This is a genomic window from Streptomyces sp. 3330, from assembly GCF_031456635.1.
Classification (GTDB): Bacteria; Actinomycetota; Actinomycetes; order Streptomycetales; family Streptomycetaceae; genus Streptomyces.
The window spans coordinates 1-22491 of record NZ_JAVDVA010000016.1 but is presented as its reverse complement, the minus strand read 5'-3'; the positions used below and the strand labels follow the sequence as shown (position 1 = coordinate 22491).

General features: G+C 70.8%; 19 protein-coding genes and 1 pseudogene. 9 read left to right on the top strand and 11 right to left on the bottom strand.

Features of this window, described 5'->3' with window-relative positions; all coding sequences use genetic code 11:
* Positions 1-208 precede the first annotated feature (208 nt).
* Positions 209-1288, top strand: a complete 1080-nt coding sequence (locus J2X68_RS25135; protein WP_310434837.1) for a hypothetical protein — start codon at positions 209-211, stop codon at positions 1286-1288.
* 255 nt (positions 1289-1543) lie between these two features.
* Complete coding sequence (locus tag J2X68_RS25130; RefSeq protein WP_310434836.1) at positions 1544-1864, top strand: hypothetical protein; 321 nt, start codon at positions 1544-1546, stop codon at positions 1862-1864.
* A gap of 222 nt (positions 1865-2086) precedes the next feature.
* Here J2X68_RS25130 and J2X68_RS25125 read toward each other — a convergent pair whose 3' ends face one another.
* Both J2X68_RS25125 and J2X68_RS25120 read right to left on the bottom strand, forming a co-directional pair.
* The gene (locus tag J2X68_RS25125) at positions 2087-2371 is read right to left on the bottom strand and encodes a hypothetical protein (protein WP_310434835.1); all 285 of its coding nucleotides are present in this window, start codon (positions 2369-2371) and stop codon (positions 2087-2089) included.
* 94 nt (positions 2372-2465) lie between these two features.
* Positions 2466-2843, bottom strand: coding sequence for a helix-turn-helix domain-containing protein (locus J2X68_RS25120; protein ID WP_310434834.1), 378 nt, complete (start codon positions 2841-2843; stop codon positions 2466-2468).
* 97 nt (positions 2844-2940) lie between these two features.
* On the opposite strand from J2X68_RS25120, the gene J2X68_RS25115 reads away from it, so the two are divergent.
* Positions 2941-3822, top strand: coding sequence for an NAD(P)-binding domain-containing protein (locus J2X68_RS25115; RefSeq protein WP_310434833.1), 882 nt, complete (start codon positions 2941-2943; stop codon positions 3820-3822).
* 119 nt (positions 3823-3941) lie between these two features.
* Here the strand turns inward: J2X68_RS25115 and J2X68_RS25110 are convergent, their stop codons facing one another.
* The 4 genes from J2X68_RS25110 to J2X68_RS25095 form a co-directional block, all read right to left on the bottom strand.
* Entirely contained in the window at positions 3942-5771 is a 1830-nt protein-coding gene (locus J2X68_RS25110) for an alkyl sulfatase dimerization domain-containing protein (RefSeq protein WP_310434832.1), read from the bottom strand.
* A gap of 701 nt (positions 5772-6472) precedes the next feature.
* Positions 6473-7243, bottom strand: coding sequence for a phosphatase PAP2 family protein (locus tag J2X68_RS25105; protein ID WP_310434831.1), 771 nt, complete (start codon positions 7241-7243; stop codon positions 6473-6475).
* Positions 7244-8197, bottom strand: a complete 954-nt coding sequence (locus J2X68_RS25100; RefSeq protein WP_310434830.1) for a YihY/virulence factor BrkB family protein — start codon at positions 8195-8197, stop codon at positions 7244-7246.
* A gap of 1 nt (position 8198) precedes the next feature.
* Positions 8199-9956: a diacylglycerol kinase family protein gene (locus J2X68_RS25095; protein ID WP_310434829.1), complete on the bottom strand. Its 1758-nt coding sequence runs from the start codon at positions 9954-9956 to the stop codon at positions 8199-8201.
* A 910-nt stretch (positions 9957-10866) separates the two neighbouring features.
* On the opposite strand from J2X68_RS25095, the gene J2X68_RS25090 reads away from it, so the two are divergent.
* Complete coding sequence (locus tag J2X68_RS25090) at positions 10867-13131, top strand: PA14 domain-containing protein (RefSeq protein ID WP_310434828.1); 2265 nt, start codon at positions 10867-10869, stop codon at positions 13129-13131.
* Positions 13132-13457: 326 nt separating this feature from the next.
* Complete coding sequence (locus J2X68_RS25085) at positions 13458-14681, top strand: hypothetical protein (RefSeq protein ID WP_310434827.1); 1224 nt, start codon at positions 13458-13460, stop codon at positions 14679-14681.
* 121 nt (positions 14682-14802) lie between these two features.
* Here the strand turns inward: J2X68_RS25085 and J2X68_RS25080 are convergent, their stop codons facing one another.
* Both J2X68_RS25080 and J2X68_RS25075 read right to left on the bottom strand, forming a co-directional pair.
* A complete protein-coding gene (locus J2X68_RS25080) occupies positions 14803-15156 on the bottom strand; it encodes a hypothetical protein (RefSeq protein ID WP_310434826.1) in 354 nt (117 codons plus the stop codon).
* 443 nt (positions 15157-15599) lie between these two features.
* The gene (locus tag J2X68_RS25075) at positions 15600-16493 is read right to left on the bottom strand and encodes a LysR family transcriptional regulator (RefSeq protein WP_310434825.1); all 894 of its coding nucleotides are present in this window, start codon (positions 16491-16493) and stop codon (positions 15600-15602) included.
* A 138-nt stretch (positions 16494-16631) separates the two neighbouring features.
* On the opposite strand from J2X68_RS25075, the gene J2X68_RS25070 reads away from it, so the two are divergent.
* On the top strand, positions 16632-17450 hold the full coding sequence (locus J2X68_RS25070; protein ID WP_310434824.1) for a 3'(2'),5'-bisphosphate nucleotidase CysQ: 819 nt from the start codon (positions 16632-16634) through the stop codon (positions 17448-17450).
* A gap of 43 nt (positions 17451-17493) precedes the next feature.
* A complete protein-coding gene (locus J2X68_RS25065) occupies positions 17494-18090 on the top strand; it encodes an NAD(P)-binding domain-containing protein (RefSeq protein ID WP_310434823.1) in 597 nt (198 codons plus the stop codon).
* 22 nt (positions 18091-18112) lie between these two features.
* Here J2X68_RS25065 and J2X68_RS25060 read toward each other — a convergent pair.
* Positions 18113-18270 (bottom strand): annotated as a pseudogene (locus J2X68_RS25060) (IS701 family transposase); the annotation flags it as partial.
* 3 nt (positions 18271-18273) lie between these two features.
* On the opposite strand from J2X68_RS25060, the gene J2X68_RS25055 reads away from it, so the two are divergent.
* Entirely contained in the window at positions 18274-18483 is a 210-nt protein-coding gene (locus tag J2X68_RS25055) for a hypothetical protein (protein ID WP_310434993.1), read from the top strand.
* A gap of 503 nt (positions 18484-18986) precedes the next feature.
* Here J2X68_RS25055 and J2X68_RS25050 read toward each other — a convergent pair.
* Together J2X68_RS25050 and J2X68_RS25045 are read right to left on the bottom strand one after the other, a co-directional pair.
* A complete protein-coding gene (locus J2X68_RS25050; RefSeq protein ID WP_310434822.1) occupies positions 18987-20048 on the bottom strand; it encodes an alkene reductase in 1062 nt (353 codons plus the stop codon).
* Positions 20049-20133: 85 nt separating this feature from the next.
* Positions 20134-21039, bottom strand: coding sequence for an NADP-dependent oxidoreductase (locus J2X68_RS25045; RefSeq protein ID WP_310434821.1), 906 nt, complete (start codon positions 21037-21039; stop codon positions 20134-20136).
* Between the two features lie 703 nt (positions 21040-21742).
* Here J2X68_RS25045 and J2X68_RS25040 point away from each other — a divergent pair.
* Entirely contained in the window at positions 21743-22330 is a 588-nt protein-coding gene (locus J2X68_RS25040; RefSeq protein ID WP_310434820.1) for an ALF repeat-containing protein, read from the top strand.
* Positions 22331-22491 lie beyond the last annotated feature (161 nt).

The window sequence follows — 22491 nt, the reverse complement described above, 5'->3', positions numbered from 1 at the left end:
TGTGCCGCCACCGTGATCGGGCCGCCGCCCGCCTCGCGGATCAGGTCCGCTGCGAGGCGGCCCGGCCCGATGGTCGCCTGACGTCGACGATCAGGCGCTCGCGCCATGGCGGGAGTCGCCCGCTGGTCCGACATCAGTCGGCGCTCCGCTGGATTCGGCCCGTCTCGGTCGGGTGACGCCGCGTCGGCCTCGGGCCTAAGGTGTGCTGGTGATCTTCAAGAAGAAGCGGAACGCTTCGGACTTCGCCGCCATCGTGACCGAGCTGGAGGGAGCGGTGGCCGCTCGCGACGGCGAGCGCACCGGGCCTGCCTTCACCGCGATGATGCGCACTGTGCAGTCGGCGTCGGACGCCGAACTCGTCCTGGCAGGGCCCCGGTTGGCGGCGTTGCTTCCCGGCTTCCCGCCCACCGGTCCGCGGCCGATGCTGGCCATGGCGGCCGGCTTCTGCGTCGAACGCGGGGCCGATCCGGTGGCCTGTGCCGAGCCGATCCTCGGCGCTGTCCGGCAGGACCTGGTCGACGCCCTGGAGTTCGCCCGGCGCTGGACCGCCACCGGCGCGGCAGAGGACGAACTGCCGGAGCCGGACGAGAAGATCATTGAAGACGCGCTCCTGGCCCGCCTCGGTGGCGATGTCCACGAGGCGACGCGACTGGCGCTGGCCTGGTGCTCGATCGAGGAGTGGCAGCCTCCCGCGCTGGCCGTGCTGTGCCGCAGCGCCGAGGTACGCCGCGCATACGGATCCGCGATCCTCCCCGCCTGCCTGGACCTGGCGGCCCTGGAGCGGCACGATCTCAAATGCCTGGCGTACGCGTCGGCGGTACTGGACGACGAGCCCCTTGTGGTGCTGCACAGGCCCACCGGGACCGGGTTCGAGATACGCATCGGCGGCATCGGGGACAACTTCCAGTTGCACACGCTGCTCGCCCACGTCCTCGTCGGCGGCGGCCACGTGCCCGGCGCCAAGCCCTCGGCGGAGAGCGTCCGCCTGGCCACGGACCCCGAGCCCGCACGCGGACGCACCGGGACCGTCGCGACCGGCGCCTTCGAACTCCTCGCCCCGAACGGCGAGCGGATCTGGAACGAGGGGCTGCCCGACGACATCCCCGTGGTGGAGGGACGCCGCCTGCTGGTGCTCGACGAACCGACATATCAGCGCAGTTGGAACGCCGACCGGTTCTTCCCGCATCTCCCCGGCACGGCCGAGCTGACCCGCGTCCTGACCGCGGACGAGACGCGGACCTGGTTCTCCCGCACGTCTCCCGGAAATGAGACCCACCGGCCTTCCTGACACGGCGAACCGGGCCCCACCAGTTGCTGCCGGTCAGCAGCGGCTGGTGACATCGGCCGAAAGGCCGGAGTGTGGACCTGGTGATCTCCTCCACCGTGCAGGGGATGGCGCCAGGGCCCTGTCGGCACCCCTGAACATTACCCACGCACCCACGCACCCACGTCACGGTCGGTCGGCGATGCGCGGGGCCGGGCCCGGTGAGCCCGTTGTCAGTGGCGCGCGCTTCACTGTCCGTCACGGAGCTTTACCGGACCGATGCTCAACGACCTGCTGACCCGGCACACCGCCCCGGGCGGGGGGTACTCGTACCTGCCTCTGGGCATCGACCCGCATACGCTCGTCGAGTCACTGGCGGACCATCACGGGGCACCTCGCACCCTCGTCCTGGACGGCTTGAGGGACCCGACCGCGAACGACCTCTGCGGCGCGGCTCTGCTCGGCCTTCTCGAAGGCCGAGCCGTGACGATACGGGCGTGGGTGTACGGGGATCAGTGGATCGGCGCCGGTACCGCGCGGGACGCGGAAGGCGTCGTCCGGCCCGTGCTGGCGACCGCGCCGCGGCGTGAGAGCCGGTGACCGCCCCTTCCGCGACAGCGTCCGCAGCCCGGTCGGGGCGTTTCCCGGGTCCTCTCCTCGGGCGTTTCCCCCGGAGCACCTTGCTGACCAGATGAAGATGGTGGAGAGGTGAGAGGCGAGAGGTGGAGTCCGGGAGACGGAGGAGGGCGGTCTTGTCGCAGCGGTCGGCCACCCGACCGCGGAGGTTGTGCTGCTGTGCAACGGGTGCGGCGGCGCCGGCGGCTATGCGGGCGACGCCCAGTCCTCGGTGTGACGGTGGCGGTGCAGGCCGGCAGCTTCGAACTCGTCGTGGGCGTGGCCCTTCGCGACCCCGAGACCCCGAAGGGCCTGGGAGATCGGCCCGCCGTCTTCGGGAAGCGGCTCTCCTTCGGGGAGGTGCAGCGGTCCCAGGGTGACAGTGCCCCCGTCCCGGACCGCGGCATGCTGCTCGCCGGCCCCGCCGAAGTACTCCGCCTCGACGTAGGCGACGAGACCTGTTGCCGACCAGGCGGCGATGCGTGCCGTCAAGCCCCTGGGTATGCCCCGACCGAGCGTTTCCTCGTCGGATTTGCTCCCGGCAATGCCGGTTCGAACAGTGGTCGGTGTCGATGGTGCTGATGGTTCACAGCGGCCCCTGGCTCGCCTTGTCCTCCAGCTGTCGTGGCATGGTCGGCCGATCGCGTCCCCATGCGGCCAGCGGCTGGAGTGCGTCATTGAGGCGCATGCCGTCCTCGGTCAGCGAGTACTCGACGCGGGGAGGGACCTCGTCGTAGGAGACGCGGCGCACGACGCCGTCCGCTTCCAACTCACGCAGGTGAGAGGCCAGCACCTTCTCGGTGATCCCCGGAAGCAGGCGACGCAGCTCACCGAAGCGTCGGTGAGGACGCTCGTGCAGCGCCCAGAGGATCAACACCTTCCACTTGCCGCCGATCACCTCCATCGCGGTGTCGATCCCGCAGACGTGTCCGTCCGGCGTGCCCGGCCGATTCAGCGTCGTCATGCCCCGCCCTTCTGACGTGCTCGCTCACCCCGAGGTAACCACCCACTGCGAAGTGTGTACTTGATCACCTCCGGGACCTGCGACGAGCCTAATCGGCATGCCACAGAACACAGTTGAGAACACTCCCGTCACCATGCTGGGGCTGGGCGCCATGGGCACCGCGCTGGCCCGCACCTGGCTTGCCGCCGGCCACCCCCTCACCGTATGGAACCGCACCCCGGCCCGCGCCGCATCGCTCGCCATCGAGGGTGCGAAGGTCGCGGACAGCGCCGCTGAGGCGGTCGCGGCGAACACCCTGATCGTCCTCTGCCTGTTGGACGACACCTCGGTCGATGAAGTGCTGGCCGACACCGACCTGGTCGACAGGGACTTGGTCAACCTGACCACCGGCAATCCCGCTCAGGCCCGCGCCCGGGCCGAATGGGCCCGTGCGCGCGGCGCCCGCTATCTGGACGGCGGGATCATGGCCGTCCCCCCGATGATCGGCGCCCCGGACACCGGCGGCTACGTCTTCTACAGCGGCTCGCGTGACCTGTTCGAGCGGCACCAGGCGACCCTGAACGTCCCGGCCGGGGCCACCTATGTCGGCGCGGACGCCGGCTTCGCGGCCCTGCACGACGTGGCCCTTCTCAGCGCCATGTACGGGATGTTCGCCGGTGCCGCGCACGCCTTCGCCCTGATCCGCAAGGAAGACATCGACCCGGCGGCGCTCGCCCCGCTGCTCGCCGACTGGCTCGCTGCGATGGCCCCGGCAGTTCACCAGACCGCCGCCCAGTTGGCGAGCGGCGACTACACCGAGGGCGTCGTCTCCAACCTCGCCATGCAGGTGGCCGGCACGCCCACCTTCCTGAGCACCGCAGAGCAGCAGGGCGTCAGCCCGGAACTGCTCAGCCCGTACTTCGAGTTGATGCGCCGCCGGCTGGCCGAGGGCAAGGGCGAGGAAAGCCTGACCGGAGTGATCGACTTGCTGGTGCACTGACCCCTGTCCGGCCGATCACGCGCTGAGGCAGGGGGGCGAGGCGACGGCAGCAGGACCGCGCGGCTCACGTGTCGTGAGATGACGGGCAGCGGCCGCCCGGGGGCGTGCACGGCGCGGTGTCACGGGGTGACGATGGCGAAGTCGGGGTCGGGGGTGTCCAGCAGGCCGACGAGGGTCGCGAAGACCTGCGGGTCGCCTTCCACCTGCACGCCGTCCAATCCGCTGCCGGCCAGGACGCCGAGGAGTTGCGGCTTGGTCATCGTCAGCGTCAGATCGGCGGTCGTGACCGCCGCGCCCGCCTCGGAGGCGGTCTCGGCGCTGCGACAGGTGAGGGCGCCGTTGGACAGCAGGAGGTGCCAGGTTCGGTCCTCGTCGGTGAGGTTCCAGGTCATGGTGAGCGTCCGGTCCCAGGCGCGGGGGCCGTCGATGCGGATGGCGAGGGAATCGATGAGCATGTCGACGGTCAGGGCCATCGCCATCTCGGGGTTGGTGGTCTTCAGCGCGGTGTGGGCGATCGTGCCGCGCAGTTCCTGGGCGCCCATGAGGTAGAAGTTGCGCCAGGGCCCGTTCTCCGCCCCGTACCCGAGCTTCTCGTACACCCCGGCGAGCGCCTGCCTGGCGGCCGTGCTGTCAGGGGCGGCGAAAACGGCGTGCCCCAGCAGCGTCGCGGCGAAGCGCAGATCCCCCGAGGCGGCGTACTCCTCGCCCTTGGCGACCAGCGCGGGCACGCCTCCGTAGTCGGCGGCGAACCGCTTGGCCTGCTCGACGGGCGGATGCTCCCACAGGTGGGCCGGGTTGCCGTCGAACCAGCCCATGTAACGCTGGTAGATGGCCTTGACGTTATGGCTGACGGAGCCGTAGTAGCCGCGGTTGGCCCACCTCCTCGCGACCGCCGGCGGCAGTTCCATCCGCTCGGCGATCTCCAGGCCGGTCAGTCCCTGGTTGGTCATGCGCAGCGTCTGGTCGTGCAGGTAGGCCCACATGTCCCGCTGGCCGGCCAGGTGCTCGACGATGCGGTCCTGGCCCCAGGTGGGCCAGTGGTGGGAGGCGAACGCGACCTCGGCCCTGTCACCGAACAGGCTGATCGCCTCGCCCAGGTAGTGCGCCCAGATGCGGGTGTCGCGGACCAGCGCGCCGCGCAAGGTCAGGATGTTGTGCATGTTGTGCGTCGCGTTCTCCGCCATGCACAGGGCGCGCCGGTCGGGGAAGTAGAAGTTCATCTCCGAGGGCGCCTCGGTGTCCGGGGTCGTCTGGAAGACGATCCGCACACCGTCGACGGTCTCCTCCTGGCCGGTGCGGGTGATGTCGAGCGTCGGCGGGACGAGGGTGATCGTGCCCTTGGAGGTCGTGATGCCCAGCCCGGCACTGATGTGACCGGCGGGCCCCTTGGCCAGTTCGGAGCCGTACATGTAGACCGCGCGGCGGGTCATCGCGCCGCCCGCGTACACGTTCTCCGCGACCGCGTGCTCCAGGAATCCGGCCGGCGCGATCACCGGTACCGGGGAGTGACCGTGCGGCAGGACCCCGCGTGCGCCGCCGAAGTGATCGCCGTGTGAATGGGTGTAGATCAGCCCTGTCACGGGGCGGTCTCCACGGTGCTCGCGATACAGCGCGAGAGCGGCCGCTGCGGTCTCGGCGGAGATCAGCGGGTCGATGACGATGACGCCGGTGTCGCCCTCGACCAGTGTCATGTTCGACAGGTCCAGGTTCCGGACCTGGTAGATCCCTGCCGTCACCTCGAACAGGCCCTGCTTGTTGCACAGCTGGCTCTGCCGCCACAGGCTGGGGTGCGCGGTGTCGGGGCAGTCCTCGTTCAGGAACGCGTACGCCTCGCCGTCCCAGATCACCTGGCCGTCGTCCGTCCGGACGATCGCCGGTGAAAGGGCGGCGATGAAGCCTCGGTCAGCGTCCTCGAAGTCGGATCTGTCGGCGTAGTCGAAATCACTCATAGGTAACAAATAGCGGAAAGTGGACGTATTTGCTCACGGGGCGCACTGGGCCTTGACGATGCGCGGCAGGGACGCGTCAGGCACTCAAACTGTCGATCGACAGCGGGCCGTGGGTCATCCGGTCGCACACGCCGGTGGTCAGTTGCCGGCGAAGGCGGACAGGAGTGTGTCTGTCCGGAGCCGTGGTGCGGGTGTCTCGGCTCCCGTGACTCTGACGGACACCTCTTCGCCTCCGACGGCTTGGGCGAGCGAGACTTCCAGCGTGGCGATCGTGCCGACCAGGGGATACGAATACCAGCCGTCGCGTGCTTCGTCATCGGTGTCCTGAACGCCGATTTCTATGGTTTCCCAGCCGGTTTCGTCGACGGCGTACCCGGTGCAGCAGGACAGCAGCTCAAGAAGGGCACGCAGGTTGCGGCCCCGGATCCAATCCGGTGATCGGCTCGGTCACGCGCCCTCCATCCCTGTACGAGGGACAGCATGGCAGAGGGGGTGACCGTCCTTGGGGCGGCCGCCGTGCGGTTACAGCTAGAGCCGGACGGTCCTCGGCGTCGCCTGAGCCCGCTGACGAACCAGGCGGCTCGGTGTCCTTCTCGACCGCCGAAGCGGGCAATGACCCGTGGCGGTCGGCGTCCTGGGGGAGGGGCTCCGTATCCGGAGGGAGGGACTGCACCCCGGAGGGGCCGCTCCCTCCTCTCCGGTCACGGCTCGGGGTGGGCGTCGACGAGTTCGGGCTCCAGGCCGTCCGTCATCTCGGCGTGGCCCCGGCCGACATCGGCGCGCCAGGCCTCGAAGGCCCAGGCGGTGAGGGCGACGACGGCCAGGCCGAGCAGCCAGCCGCCCACCACGTCGCTGAACCAGTGCACGCCCAGCGCGACCCGGGTGAAGCCCACCCCGATCACCGAGACCAGCGCGGCGCACCAGCACAGGGGCCGCCAGGCGCGCGGCACCATGGGCAGCAGGACGAGCAGCAGGACGGCGAACGACGTGGTGGCCGTCATCGCGTGACCGGAGGGGAAGGAGAACCCCGGAGCGTGCGCCACCGGATCCTCCAGGGACGGCCTGGCCCGCTCGACCACCGTCTTGACCAGCAGCCCGATCAGCCCACCGGCCACGGCCGTCACCGCGGACCAGGCGGCCAGCCGCCAGGCCCTGCGGTAGACCAGCCAGATGGTCAGCAGCGCGACGACGCTCCGCAGGACGGCCGGGTCCCAGACCCAGTCGGACAGGAAGCGCAGGACGCTGGTCCACGCCGGATGGGTCAGGGCCGTGTGATGCAGTCGCTGAGCGGCGCCCGAGTCCAGGCGGCGCAGCGGTCCCCACTGGCCCTCGACGAGGACGAGCAGCAGCGCGAAGGGCACGGCGGCGACGGCGGCGACGACAGCCGCCCCGAACAGCCGGGCGCCGAATCTGCGGTCGGCCGCCCGGCGACGACGGTCTCGGAGATGGTGGACCGCGGCTCGCACAACCATTCAGACTCCAGGATCGGGTTCGATCGGGCCGGACTGCAGAGCGCGCGCGGCCTCCAGCTGCGCGGCGAAGGCCATCCCGAGGAAAAGGGCGATGGAGGTCAGATAGGCCCAGAGCAGCAGCGACATGAAGGCGCTGAGCGGGCCGTAGACCGTGTCGAAGGAGCCGCTGATCCCGAGGTACAGGCTCAGCAGCCAGGTCAGCGCCGTCCACAGCACCAGGTACACGGCGGCGCCGAAGGCCAGCCAGGTGTAACCGGGTTGTCTGCGGCGCGGCGACCTGCGGAAGATCACGCTGGCCGAGATGAGCGCGAGCAGCAGCCCGAAGGGCCAGCGCAGTATCTCCCAGGCGGTCTGTGAACCGCCGTCGAGCCGGTAGACGGTCACCGCCGCGGAGGCCAGGTCGCCGCCGGCCACCATGACGATGAACCCGAGTCCGAGCGGCAGCCCCGCGGTGACGGACATGACCAGGCCGCGCAGGTACTTCTGCCCGAAGGGGCGGTCGCGCTCGTTCCCGTAGATCCGGTTCGCGCCGCGCTCCACCTGGCACATCGCGGTGGTGGTGTTGACCAGGGAGAAGAGCAGGCCGAACCAGAGCGCGACCTGAGCGCCGTCGCCCGCCGTGCGGCGGCTGCGGTTCAGCGCGTCGTCGACGACGTCGGCGCTGGGGCCCTCGGCGATCCGGTGGATGGTGAGTTCGGCGATCCGGCCTATGTTCTCGGTGTGCAGGGTGGTGGAGAGGCCGACGAACGCGATGGCCAGCGGGATCACCGACAGGACCGTCTGGAGGGCGAGCGCGCGGGAGTGGGTGAAGCCGTCGGCGTACCGGAATCGGACGAAGGAGTCGCGCAGCAGGGCCCAGCGGCCGTAGCGGCGCAGCGACGCCAGCGCCTCGTCTGCGGACAGTTCGTCGCCGGTCATGTCCCGGGTCTCGGGGACCTTGGTCGCGGTACCCATGTCACGCACCTCCCGTGGGCAGCAGCACCGTCAGCGCACCCGGCCTGACCTCGGCGGCGAGCCGGCGGCCCGGAGTCACCGGATCACCGTCGAGCTCCCGGGACTGCGCGGAGTCGAAGGTCAGTTCGGCCCTGCGGAACGTGAAGAACTCCACCGGTACGCCGCTTCTGTCGCCGTCCTCGGGCGTGAGGGTGTCCACGGCCGTCGGCCGGGGCGCCTTCGCACCACCGCGCAGCAGCGTCGTCAGCGCTCGCGTCCAGCCGCCGACGCCGCGCGGGTCGAGGATCATCAGATCGAGCAGACCGTCGTCGGGGCGGGCGGCCGGCAGGAGTGTCGTCCCGCCCTGCACGGTGCCGACATTGCCGATGAGCACCATACGGGCGGTGCGTCGCAGGGCGGGCGCGTCGTCGAGCCGGACGGTCAGGCGCATCCGCGGGGTCGGCAGCGTGCCGATGGCGGCCAGCACATACGCGGGCCAGCCCAGGACGGACTTGGCGCGGTCATCGGTGTGCTCCATGATCGCGGCGTCGAGACCGGCCCCGGACATCGCGGCGAAGTGGGTGGCGGTGAGGTCGTCGCCCTCGACGCGGCCGAGGTCGAGGCGGTGCGGGGCGCCTCGGAGGGCGGCGTCGAGCGCGTCGGTGGGGGACAGCGGCAGGCCGAGGTTGCGGGCCAGGAGATTGCCCGTGCCGCAGGGCACCACGGCCAGCGGTATGCCGCTGCCGGCCAGGGCGCTCGCGGCCGACCGCACGGTGCCGTCACCGCCACAGACGACGACCAGCTGCGCGCCGTCCCGGACCGCGTCGGCCGTCTGACCCGTGCCTGGGTCCTCCGCCGTGGTCTCGATGAACACCGGCGCTCGGTGACCGTGCCGCTCCAGGATCCCTCGCAGCGCCGCACGGTCGGCTTCGCCGGTCACCGTGGGGTTGAAGATCACCGCAGCCCGCCCCCGGGCCGGCACGTCCGAGCCCGCCCCCGCCGCGCTCGCGGCAGTCGGCGCGGAGTCCGTCTCGACCGGAGCGGTCACGCTTCCGTCGGTGAACAGGGCACGGCCGACGATCAGCAGGGACAGGCTGCCGTTGACCAGCCCGCCCATGACGTCCGTGGGGTGGTGCATGCCCCGGTAGAGGCGGGCGGCGGCGACCAGCAGCGGCACGAGAAGCAGGAGACCGCCCACGATCCGCCGCCACGGCCCGCGGAGCCGGGACAGCGCGAGCACCGCGAGTCCGCCGTAGAGCGCGGTGGCCGCCCCGGTGTGGCCGGACGTGTAGCTGGAGGTGGGCGGGGAGGCGTCGAGGCGGTCCACGTCGGGGCGGTGGCGGTCCACCGACTCGGTGATGACCAGGAACACCAGTGACTGGAGCGACACGGCGACGGCGAGGAAGACCGCCTGGCGCCACATCGGGAGGCGGGGGACCAGGATCAGGCCCGCGCAGGCAAGGACGGCGATGGCGATCACCGTGAGGGTGTTGCCGGCCTCCGACGCGAAGAACGACAGGGCGGTGAGGGTGCCGGTCCGGGCGTGTTCGAGGCCCTCGTTGACGTCGTCCTCGACCGTCATCGGCCACAGTCCACGGGCGGGTCCGGTGATCAGCAGCCCGAAGCCCACCATCAGCGCACCCTGGCAGACCGTCAGCGCCGCGATACGCGCGGAGGTGCGGCCGGTGCCTCGGGGCAGCGTGAACGAGCGGCCGGTCGGAGCGGCTCCGGGCCTCTCGCCCGGTAGCTCGGCCGGTCTTTCCGGTGCGGCGGTCGGCATCAGTTCTCCCACGGGTCGGCGCGATACGGCGGTGTCGGCCAAAGATGGTGGAGCCGACGAACCGCCGTCTGCCCCCGATGTCACCGCGCAGACCTGCCACTGGCGCGTGGCCCAACTTCTGCGGAATGTCAACTCATTGCACCAGTTGCATGCTATTTGTCGCTCGCTCGTCCCGGCGCAACGGCGGCCGGTCGCGGCCGGCCAAGAAGTCGAACCGCCGCACGGACGAGCGCTGAGCGGCGGGGAACCGCAGCCGCGCTGGGCGGCGGACCTGTGGGTGCGGCGCCTTGAGCGCCAAGGAGTTCCATCTCGACGACCTCGATGCCCGGGACGCGACCAAGTCGGGACGAGGGGGGAGGCATGCCGGGATCTGATGTGACGAGGCGCTGACGCAGGCACGGAGCCATCTTGTGGGGGCAGCGCCAACTGCGCCTCGGCAAAGGGCGATTCCTGCCCCCCGGTACAGCGCAACTACGGCATCTGTGACGACAAGGAGCGGGAGGACGCACGGGAGCAGGGCAGCCCTCAAGGACATCCTCGGCGGCGTCGGCCACGCCATCGCCGTGGGCTTCGACGGCGTCGAGTACACCACTGAGCCCTGGTGCCGGGGCGGCAACTCCAGAATGTGGCGTCAACGATGCCTACGAGGAGTTCACCGAGAAGCACGGCGTCGACGAGAACACCGAAGAACTACGACGCCGGAAAGGACTTCAGCGGCGCGGCGGTCATGGAGCAACCGAGGGAATCCGCCGCGCTGCCGGAGCATCGCTTCCTCGCATCCTGCGCCATCCCATGCCGTCGCCGACTTCCCCGTACAAACCACCTACGCAAGTGATCTTTCGAATGGCACTATTGGGGCGGCATACACGTCTTGTCCTCATCTCCTCAACGAAAGAGTGAGCATCCGTAGATGCGAATATCTCTCGGCACGACCCGCCGTACAGGCGGTGCGGTAGCGCTCTCCTTGGCGAGCGCCCTGGCCGGACTCGCCTTCCCCACGACCGCGCATGCGGCCGTGACCTGCTCGGCCGGCGTGTGGAAGGCCCAGTACTACGCCAACACCACCCTCTCCGGCACTCCGAAGGCCACCGTCTGCGACAGCGCCGTCGCCGAGAACTACGGCTCCGGCGACCCCTCCGGCGTGGCCCTGCCGAACGACAACTTCGGCGTCCGCTGGACCACCACCCGCAACTTCGGCTCCGGCGGCCCCTTCGACCTGAGCCTCGCCGTCCAGGACGGCGCCCGCGTCTACCTCGACGGCTCCCGCAAGATCGACCTGTGGCGAAACGTCACTTCGACCCAGCGGAAGACCGTACGCCTCACCATCCCGCACGGGACCCACACCCTGCGCGTGGACTTCGCCGCCTTCACCGGCACCGCCAACATCTCCTTCTCCTACGCGCCGGTCATCGGCGCCACGTACGACAAGACCGTCCCCCTGACCCCGGTCGGCCTGAAGTCCGGTTTCTCGGCGTCCACACTGAAGGCGACCCTGACCTGGTCCCGCAACTACGAGATGGACCTGGCCGGTTACCGCGTCTACCGTCGCGTCGCCGGCACCAGCTGGAGCCTGCGCAACTCCACCCTGATCACGGGCACCACCTTCACCGAGGCACCTCCGGCGACCGGCGCCGCCTACGAGTACGCCCTCCGTGCCGTCGACCGCTCCGGCAACGCCTCCCCGCTGTCCGCGGTGACGAGCGTCGTGAGCGCCGACAGGACGGCCCCCGCCGCGCCCACCGGGCTCACGGCCTCGTACGACCCGTCCGCCGGCGCCCGGCTCTCGTGGTCCCCGGTGAGCGGGGCGAGCTCCTACGAGGTGCAGCGGGCCGTCGCGCCCGAGGGGCCGTTCGCCGCGGTCGGGGCGCCCCTTCCGGGCGCCGCCCTGACCGACCCGGCCGCCGCCGTGGGCACGACCTACTACTACCGCGTGCGGGCCAAGGACGGCGCGGGCAACGCCTCCGCGTACTCGGCGCCCGTCCGGCTCGACGCCGCCGAGGCCGAACCGCTGCCGCCGACGGCCGTCTCCGCCACCGGCCGGCTCGACGGCAACACCGTCGGCTGGCAGTACGACGGCGACGCGTCCCACCGGTTCCACGTCTACGGCGCCGACTCGGCCGCCGGCCCGTGGACCCGGTTGACCGACACCCCGGTCACCGGCACCAGCTGGGACGACTACGCGGCGCCCGTCGGCGAGGTGCGCTACTACCAGGTCAGGACGGTCACGACACTCGGCACGCAGTCGGACCCGTCCACGCCGGTCTCGGCCACCCGCATCCGCGACGTCACTCCGCCGCACATGCCGTACGGCCTGGACGCCTGGGACGCCACGGACGGTGTGCACCTCGTCTGGACGCCCAACACCGACGACACGGACCACTATCTGGTCATGCGCAAGCCGATGTTCGGCGCGTGGGAGCAGATCGCCGTGGTGCGGGACGGCAAGTACCTTGACACGAGCACCGCGGCCGACGTGCAGTTCGGTTACACCGTCCGTGCCGTCGACGGCGCCGGCAACGTCTCCCCCCTGCCCGAACCCGGCTACGGAACCGTCTACGGCAAGCGCCTGCCGGTCTACGAGAAGCCGGCCGCGCCCGCCTCGGTGACCGCGACGGCCGACAACGGCAACGTCAGGGTGGAGTGGACCGCGAGCGCGTCGACCGACGTGGCGGGCTACTACGTCTACCGCACGACCGTCGCGGACCCGACGACGGCCTACTCGGTCTCCCCGTTCATCACAGGGACGACGTTCACGAACGTGGACGTGCCCGCCGGCAATTCCTGGTACTACGTGGTGCGCGCCGTCAGCACCCACAGCCAGTGGTCCGACTACTCGCCGATGGCCGAGGTCACGCTGCCCTGCCCGGTCCTGACCGGACCGCCCACCCCCCGGATCACCGGCGGAGGCAGGGGCGCGGACTACGCCCAGCTCAACTGGCAGGTCGGAGCGTGCGACCAGGGTGCGACCATCTCGTACAACGTCTACCGGTCCACGTCCAGCGCGGACGTCTTCACCCCTGAGCGCCGCATCGCCACGGGAGTGACGGCACTGACGTACAAGGATCCCGGTCTGGCACGGGCGTACTACTACTACGTCGTCACCGCCGTGGCCGCCGACGGCACCGAATCGGCCCCGCAGGCCACGCCGTTCGGGATATCGATGCTGGCGCCCTGACGCCCCCGCTCGACCCTCGGCCCCGCCGTCCGGACGCCGCATGCTTCCGGACGGTGAGGCCTTCGCGGCGGAGGGCGGCAGGGTGGTCAAGGCGACGGCTTCGAGCGCGAGAGGCTTGTCGTCGCCCTGGTCGAGGGTGAGCCGCCGGGTCGCCTGCTCGCACGCCTCGGCCTGACTAGGTTGAGCGCATGACAAGCCTCGATCACCCCCAGCTGTCCGGGCTGGGGCGGAACCCAGCAGCCCCTCGGGACGTCCTGGTCCGCCTGGCCGCACACAAGGCCGGCCGACACGGGATATCACTGCGTCGCGGGCGACTGGAGGACGCTGTGGTCGCGGCTCTTCTGACGCACGGCGACGGCGACACCGCGGTGGGCCTTCACGGCGACCGGGTTTCACCGGAGATGCGCCGAAGGATCGCCGAGCATCCTGATCCGGCGATCCGTGACGCGTACGCAGACTTCGTCCGCGGCATGGTGGATCGCGAGGTGCCGATCGGCATCGATGACCTGGAGGAAGCCTACGGCCGGCCTCGGACGGCACTCGTCGGTGCGACGAGTCCGAGCCTGCGTGCCGCGGTGGCGCGAGCCTGGCACGACCGGCCTCTCGCCGTGCAAGTGGAGCTACTTGCCGATCCGGATCCGCAGGTCCGTGCCGTCGCCACCGAGCACAAGCAACCGGGTGTCCCGCCTGAATGGAGGGAGCGTTGCCTCGCCGACCCTGCCACGCGGCTCAACGTGGCGCGCTACGTCCCGCTCACCTCGGAGCAGTTTGCGCAGCTCATGCGGAGCGGGGAGGAGAAGGTCCGTCGGGCTGTCGCCGGGAACCCGCATCTCTCGGCAGAGATGGTTGCCCGGCTACTGGACAGCGACGACCCGCTCGTGCGGGTCGCGGCCGCGCAGAGTCGCCATGTCGACGCCGGCACCCGGGACGGACTGTACGACCTCGTACAAGCCGAACGTGCGGACGGAAGCATCGAGGCCGAGGTGGCTTTGCACTGGAACTTCGCCGAACCGGAGTGGTTGCGCGAAGCGCCACTCAACGAGCGGCTGACCTACCTGGACAGCCGGTACACAACATTCCGGTGCGTACTGGCCTCCTGTCACGACCTGCCTGAAGAGGCATGGCGTCGGCTGGACAACGACCCGGAACTCGTGGTCCGTCGTGCGGCCGCCCGTCGGCCGGACACACCACCCGAGGTCCTGGAAAGGCTGGTCCGCGCACACGGCGACGTGTTCCACATCCGACCGCTCCTCGTCGACCACCCCAACTTCCCCCGTCACATGCTGCGCACGTTCGTTGACGAACCAAGCCCGAACGTGCGCTACCTCGCTCTGCAGGACCCAGAACTACCTGTGCCGGACCTTCAGCAACTCGCCGCCGCTGCAGAGCCCTTCCTGCGCCGCGGGGTCGCCCGTCACCCCAACATCACGACCGAGTTGCTGGAGCATCTGCTCTCTGACCCAGACCCCCAGGCAGCCGACGAGGCCGCTGCCAACTCCGCGCTGTGGCCGACCCAGATGTATCGAATCCTCACCGCTGCCGGCTTGTGACTCCACGAGAGCCTCAGGCCCGGCTCCGTGTTCTCACACCGCGCAGTGCCCCCGGCTCCGACCTGCGGGCGCGGGCCTTGGCGCCCGGGCGGAGGGAAGGGCCCTCTTGCTGTGCCGGGTGTCAGGGGCGGTCGGGAGTCGCGTGGGTGTAGCGGATCGGCTTGCCGAGGCTGTGGGCGTATTCGATCTCGCGGCGGGTGCTGTCTCCGATGTAGCCGCCGGGGTTGACGACCAGGACGTCGTCGGCAAGGTCGATCTTGCGTAGATGGAGGTCGCCCAGGAGGTGCTTGAGCCGGTCCGCGCGAGCCGGGTCGTCCCACATCGGGTGGGGCTGCTGGAGGTTGCAGTTGGGGGCGAGGACGATCCGGCCGGCCACGGTCTCGTACAGGGCGGCTTCGGTGAGCGCGTCCCAGAACCGGGTCGACCCGCACAGGACGACGATCGGCGGGCGCGGCGGGATGGTGTCAGCGGTCATGAGCGGCCTTCCGGTTGGTGAGGGTGAGCAGACGTCGACGGCCGCCCCTGGGTGTCATGCGGCCGTGCAGGGCAGTCACGGGTCGAGGTCTTACCTCGGGTGGGCTCGAGTTGTCGCTTCCGGCGTTGATCGATCAAGGCTCAGCGGCCGTTCCCGCGTGGCCCGGCGGTGCCGAGCCCGCCCTTGTCATGGCTAGAGGGCGGTGGGTCTTGTGCCGGTCAACGCCCGCCTCCCGGATAGTAGTTGAGGTACAGGAAACCCTGGTGAGCTTGATCTGCGCACCGGGGTTCCGCGGTGGTGAGCCGCGGGCGTCGGTCTGGCCACCTCCACGGCCGGCATCCCCGCGGACAGGCCGCTGCTGACGTTCAGGCAGATCGCCGTAGTGGTCGCGCGGATCGTGACGTATGCGTGTGACGCAGCCACCGCGCCGACTACGACGCTCCTCACAGGGCCAGCGCGGTTCGCGCCAGTCCGCGCAGCCAGGCGTGGGCGTGATCGGTGTCGTAGCGCTGATGCCATGACAGGTATATCGGTGCCGACGGCAGTTCGAGCGGGAGAGGAAGCACGACCAGGCCGAGGTCGGCGACCGCTGACCGCGTGGTGGCTTCGGGGACGCTGATCAGGATGTCGGAGCCGCGCGCGAACTCCAGCGCGGCCGCTTCCGTGGGCGCCGTCGCCACCACGCGGCGGATGAGGCCGAGCCGGGCGAGGGCGTCGTCGATGGCGTTGGTGAGGTTTCCACGTCGCGAGACGGTGACGTGTTCAGCGTCGGCGTACTGCTGTGCGGTGAGGGCCCTGACGCGGGTGAGGGGGTGCCCCTGCCTGGCGACGACGACGAGGCGGGTCTCGCCCACGTTCTCGGCACGGACGTCCGGTGCGCTCGGGAGGCTGGAGTTCGCCTCCAGGTCGACCTCGCCGCGCCGCAACTCGGGGGTGTCGATGCTCGATTCCGCGACGAAGCGCAGTCGCACGCCCGGCGCCTGTCCGCGCACGGCCGTGAGCAGTGCGGGGCCGCTCAAGGCGACGAGGGAGTCGTGCCAGCGGAGTGTGAACGTGCGCTCGAGCGTTGCCAGATCGAGTTCACGGCTCGGTGCCAGTACCCCCTGGACCTGGTGCAGCAGTTGGTGCACCTGTTCCCGGACGGCGATCGCATACGGCGTCGGGGTCATCGTGCGGCCGGTGCGCACGAGGATCTGGTCCCCGGTCGTGCGCCGGATCCGGCCCAGACTCCGGCTCATCGCGGGGGCGGTGACGTGCAGGCGCGCCGCCGCCCCGGCCACACTGCCCTCCTCCAGTAGTGCGTCGAGCGCGGCGAGCAGGTTCAAATCCAATTGCATGAGAGTAATCCTAGCCGTGCCTGACATGCATTTGAAGTTAATCGATGGGCTGCCTACCGTTGAGCGAAAGCGCAAGAAGGAACGCGCAGTTCGGCCCTCGATCGACCTCAGCACCCCACCTCAGACGGGAATACCGCCATGTCCGAAACGCTCCGTACCACCGACGTCGCCGCCTCCGACGCCGACCTGCTCGCCCAGACCGCGATCGCCGTGCGTGAGGCGGGTTCGGCGCTGCGCGAGCGCTTCGGCGAGGTGGTCCGCTACCAGAGCCGCGAAGAGCTGATGCGCGCACTGGCCGTCAACGACGACGCGGCTCTCGACATCCTGCGTCCGCGTCTTACGAGCCTGCGCCCGCAGGCAGGCTGGGTGGAGGACGAACTGGACGGCGGGGCGCTGCCGTCCGGCGAGTGGTGGGTCGTGGATCCGGCCGAGGGCAACGTCAACCACCTGCACGCCCTGCCGGAGTGGGCGGTGACCGCCACCCTCGTGCGGGAGAACCAGCCGGTGCTCACCGCAGTGCATCTGCCGCTGACCGGCGAGACCTACACCGCGCTCAGCGGCGCGGGCGCCCACCTCGACGGCCGGCCGCTGCACGTCTCCCAGACCGCGGACCTCGGCCTGAGCATCGTGGCCACCAGCCAGGCCCGGCCGGACGAGGACGCAGAGGTCGTGCGGCGGGTCGGTGCCTCGATCACCGCGATGCTCTTCGACGCGCTCGTCGTCCGCGTCGCCGTGCCCGCGTCCCTGCACCTGCTCAACGTGGCCGCCGGCCGGACCGACGCCTTCTGGCAGTTCGCCGGCGCCCGCGCGGACCTGCTTCCCGGAGCGCTGCTCGTCACTGAGGCCGGCGGACGGATCTCCGACGCCGAGGGCCGCCCCTGGACCCCCCGGAGCCAGAGCTTTGTGGCCGCCGCGCCGGGCGTCCACGCCGAGGCCGTGTCCACGCTCTCGCGCTGAGCGCGCACTACCAACCGCACGTCCACGGAAGGACCAGACCATCATGACCAAGATCGCAGTTCTCGGAAACGGCCGCGTCGGCGGCAACCTGGCCGCAGCCCTCGCCCGGGCAGGACACGAAGTGACAGTGGCGGCCCGCACGCCGGGCGCCGCCGCCGACGCCGCCCGGACCGCCCGGATCGTCATCAACGCCACCCCGGGCGCCGGCTCGCTGGACCGGCTCGCCGCTCTGCGCGAAGAACTCCGGGACACGATCCTCGTCGACGTCTCCAACGCCACCACCGACGGACCGGACGGACTGCCCGCCGATCTGATCTACCCCGGCTCGAGCCTGGCCGAACAGCTCCAGCAGGCGCTCCCCGAAACGCGCGTCGTCAAGACACTCAACACCATGCTCTTCCCCGTGATGACCTCGCCGGACACGCTCGCCCAGACACCGACCGTGTTCCTCTCCGGCGAGGACGCGCAGGCCAAGGAGAGCGTCCGCGTGTTGCTCACCGACCTCGGCTGGCAAAAGGAATGGATAACCGACCTCGGCGGGATCCAGACCGCCCGGGCCACAGAGGCCGCGATCCTCTTCGTACCTCACGTCATCCGTGCCACCGGATTCACACCCTTCGCCATCTCGATCGCCCGCTGACTGTCGAGCGGTGCCGGCAGGCCTCGGGCCGGCTGACACTGCCGCGGGCGATGACCAAGTGCCGGCGCTCTTCGCGGTGCCACGGCTCACCTCGACACGGGCCCAGTCGTAGCTTCGCCGGCCATGTGGTTCCTCGCCGCAGGAACGGCGCTTCCACCTCCGCCGTGGCAGGCCGGGAAACGCATGAGGCCGGGAATCCCGGCTCCCCACGGCGCGAGGTCAGGCTCCGAGAACGGGCGGCTGGTCGGCGGTGAGATCTTCGTGTACCCGCAGGAAGCAAACCGGGTGGCGGTAGCGGCCGTCGTCGACGGCGGTGTCCGCGAGGAACTCCACCACGACCCCAAGGTGGGCAAGGTCGAACCGCAGCCCGCTGCGGCTGCCCCTGTCGGTTGAAGTGGTGGCCGGGCCAAGGGTGTTCGGCCTCGGAGGGGCGCATCCGGGTGCCCAGGTCGCGCCGGGCACCGGTGGGAAGCCAAGAACTCCGCCTGCGGTGCCCACAGACTCCGGGCGGAGGTCTCCTCCAGGGCCTGCCGCAGCGCAGCGACGGGCCCGCACATCGCCCGGTCCTTGTCGGTGAGGTGGACGACCATGAAGCGCCGGTCATGTGTGGCCGGCTCATGGACAAGCGGCCCGGCGTCCTGCATGCGGCGTAGCGCCTTGGAAAGGGTGGGGTGGGCCGCACCGACGCTTTCGAGCAGCTCGGACCGGGACTGCCCCTCCCGGTCCAGCAGGTGCATCAGCCGCAGTTCCTGTCCGGGATGCAGGTCCATCTCGCGCAGCAGGGTGGCGGCGTAGGCGCGGTGGGCGCGGGCGAGTGGGAGGATCGCGTAGCTCATCGGTCCCGCGCCGGCCGTAGGGGGATGCGGGGGTCGGGCGGTGGGTTCCGGTTCGGCTCCTCAGCCGGTAAGGGTGGGGTAGTCGGTGTAGCCGGTCGCTCCGCCGCCGTAGAAGGTGGCCGGGTCGGGGGTGTTCAGCGGCGCGCCGGCGCGGAGCCTGTCGACCAGGTCGGGGTTGGCGAGCGCGAGGGCGCCGACGGAGACGAGGTCGGCCGTTCCGTTGTCGATGTCCTTGGCGCGCGTGGGCAGGTCGGAGCCGCCCCGGTTGAGGATCAGCGTGGTCGGCCACAGTGCGCGCAGGGTGCCCAGCAGCTCCTCGTCGCCCGCGTGCAGCACGTGGAGATAGGCCAGTCCGAGCGGGCTGAGCGCGCGCAGGAGCGTCGGATACAGCTCGGCGGTGTCGGACTCGGCGATGTCGTTGTAGGGGTTTGCGGGGGAGATACGGATGCCGGTGCGCTCGGCGCCGATCTCGTCGGCCACCGCGGCGGCGACCTCCACGGCGAAGCGGATGCGGCCCTCGATCGAGCCGCCGTAGCCGTCGGTGCGCTGGTTGGTGTTGTCGGACAGGAATTGGTGGACCAGGTAGCCGTTGGCGCCATGGATCTCCACGCCGTCGGCGCCTGCCGCGACGGCGGCCGCCGCGGCACGGCGGAAGTCCTCGACGGTGGCCGCGACCTGCCGGGTCGACAGAGCACGGGGAGTCGGCATCTCCTGCGGCCCGGACGCGGTGAACATCACGCCCGCCGGCCGGATAGCCGAAGGGGCGACCGGCCGGCGCCCGTGGGGGGTGTTGTCGGGGTGGGCGATGCGGCCGGTGTGCATCAGCTGGACGATGATGCGGCCGTCGGCCGCGTGCACGGCGTCGGTGACCTTGCGCCACCCGGCGATCTGCTCGTCGGTGTGGATGCCGGGGGTCAGGAGGTAGCCCTGGCCGTCGGCGGAGGGCTGGGTTCCCTCGGTGATGATCAGGGCGTGCGAGGCGCGCTGGGCGTAGTACTCGGCGTTCAGCTCGGTCGGTACGCCTTCAGGGGTCGAGCGGTCACGGGTCATGGGGGCCATGACCAGGCGGTGCGGCAGGGATGTGCCGCCGAGGGTGGTGGGTGTCCACAGGGAATCCAGCATGAGGGGTCCTTCGACAGGGCGGTGACCGGCGGTCACCGCAAAGGGAGGGGTGGTTGTGTGTGTGGGGGGAGCTGGGGAAGGTCGCTCAGCCGACGGTCAGGACGAGCTTGCCCCGCACGTGCCCGGCGTCGCTGACCTGCTGGGCCTGTGCGGCCTGGTCGAGCGGGTAGGCGGTGACGGTGGTGACGAGCTTGCCGGCCGCGGCGTCCTGGGCCAGGGCGGCCAAGCGGGCGGCGGAGCGTTCCTGGGACCCCTGGGAGAAGGTGATGCCCAGCTCTCGGGCGCCGAAGTCGGCGATGGTGACGATGCGGTCGGTGCCGCCCCGCAGGGTGATGGAGTCCTTCAGGGCTCCCTTTCCGGCCAGGTCGAACACCGCGTCCACGCCGTCGGGGGCCAGCGCCCGCACCCGCTCGACCAGACCCTCGCCGTACACGGTCGCGCCGGCGCCGAGCGAGGTGAGGTAGTCCTGGTTGGAGGGGCTTGCGGTGGCGATCACGCGTGCCCCGCGGGCCGTGGCGAGCTGGACCGCCAGGGTGCCGACCGCTCCGGACGCGCCGTGCATCAGCACGGTCTCCCCGGCGGCGACCTCCAGCTGGTTCAGGACCCGCTCGGCCGTCTCGCCGGCCACCGGCAACGCGACCGCGTGCTGCCAGTCGAGGCCGGCGGGTTTGGGGGCCACGGTGGAGGCGAGCGCGTACTGGGCGTACGAGCCGGTGTCCGACCAGCCCAGTACCTCATCGCCGACCTGCATGTCGCTCACGCCCTCACCGAGGGCGTCCACCACTCCGGCGAGCTCGGCACCGGGGACGGCGGGGAGGGGCGTCGGGCGGACGGCCTCCATCGTCCCGGCGCGGATCTTGCCGTCCAGCGCGTTCAGCCCTGCGGCCTTCACGCGGATCCGGACCTGGCCGGGGCCGGGCTGCGGGACCTCGATGTCTGCCTCGTGCAGCACGTCCGGGCCGCCGAACCGGTCGAAAATGATTGCTTTCATGATGACTCCGTTTCCTTCGGCCACCAAAAGCGTGGCTGGCCACATATTCAAGGTAGCAGCAATCGTGTGGCTAGCCAAGTATTCGCGGAAATGGGGTGACGGAGCCACCTCGGCTCGCTTCGGGATGCGCCGACCACTTTCATGGCCGACCGCGTGATCGAACGCGGCGGCCGCCGGGCAGTCCATGGTCCTTCACCTGCGCGACCAGGCCTACTACGCGACGAGGGACCCTCCAACAAAGGCATGCACCAGACCCGCGGAGCCCCGAGAGAAACTGCCAGCAGGGGAGTGCGCCGGGCAGCCGAGGAGGGCCCGGTCGGGCTCGATCAGTTGCACGCGGGGCGTGAGGCCCTCCCGCGGACGGCGCAGCCGCTCGCGTGCAGCAGCACGACCGGCTCCCTCGCCCCGCCCCGGTCCCGGCGGACAAGCGGAGCCCCGTCGCGCACCACCACAAGCTCGGACCGCACCACGACCGCCCCCGGGCATCGTCTCGCCCCGATCATGCCCCGACAGTCACGAGCCGCGCTCAAGGCCGCCCTTCTCGAACGCGCCGCCATGAAACACCGGCCACGTCCGCGGCGACGGTGCCCTGCGACCGCAGCGAGCACCCGCCAATGTCAGACCCAGGTGACAACATGACCGAAGTGAACGCCCTGAGGCGTCCTCAACTCACTTCCGTAGCGAACGAAGAGGAGCATTCTCCTTGCGACTGCATCGCGTAGCGCCCGGCATTGCCGCGGGCATCCTCGCCCCGGCCCTCCTGCTCGCCACCCCGTCCTTCGCCGCCACGGCGGCACCGACCGCGGTGACGGTGCCCGCGGTGTCCTCGTCCGCGGACGAGCCGGACGCCGACGACCTGAGGGTGGCCATACTCCGGATCCTCGCCGACCCGGACAGCGGCCGGCGTGTGACACGAGAAGCCAACGCCCTCCTGGACGCCGACGACCCCGAGGCGATGCGCGCCTGGCTGGAGACCGGCTACCGCATCGCCCAGGCCGAGGACGACCGCGTCGCCATCACGCGCCTGCTCGCGGACCCCGACAGCGGCCGGCGCGTCATCGCCGAGGTCAACGCCCTCCTGGACGCCGACGACTCCGACGCGATGCGCGCCTGGCTGGAGACCGGCTACCGCATCGCCCAGGCCGAGGACGACCGCGTCGCCATCGCCCGCATCCTCGCCGACCCGTCCATCAGCCCGGCCCTGCGCGCGGCGGCCAACGCCGCCCTCGACGACAACACGCCCGAAGCACTGCGCCACTTCCTGGAAGTCGGCAGGTACCAGGTCGCCTGACCGGCACGGCGCCGCACCACAGCGCGTTGCCCGGGTGGCACCTCCTGCGGCACGCCCGGTCGCCGGATGCCGAGAATCCGAGCGGGGCCGCCTGCACCACTGCGTGCAGGCGGCCCCCCCCCGCAGGTGCAGTGCCGGCTCGGCACCCACCGCACAGCACC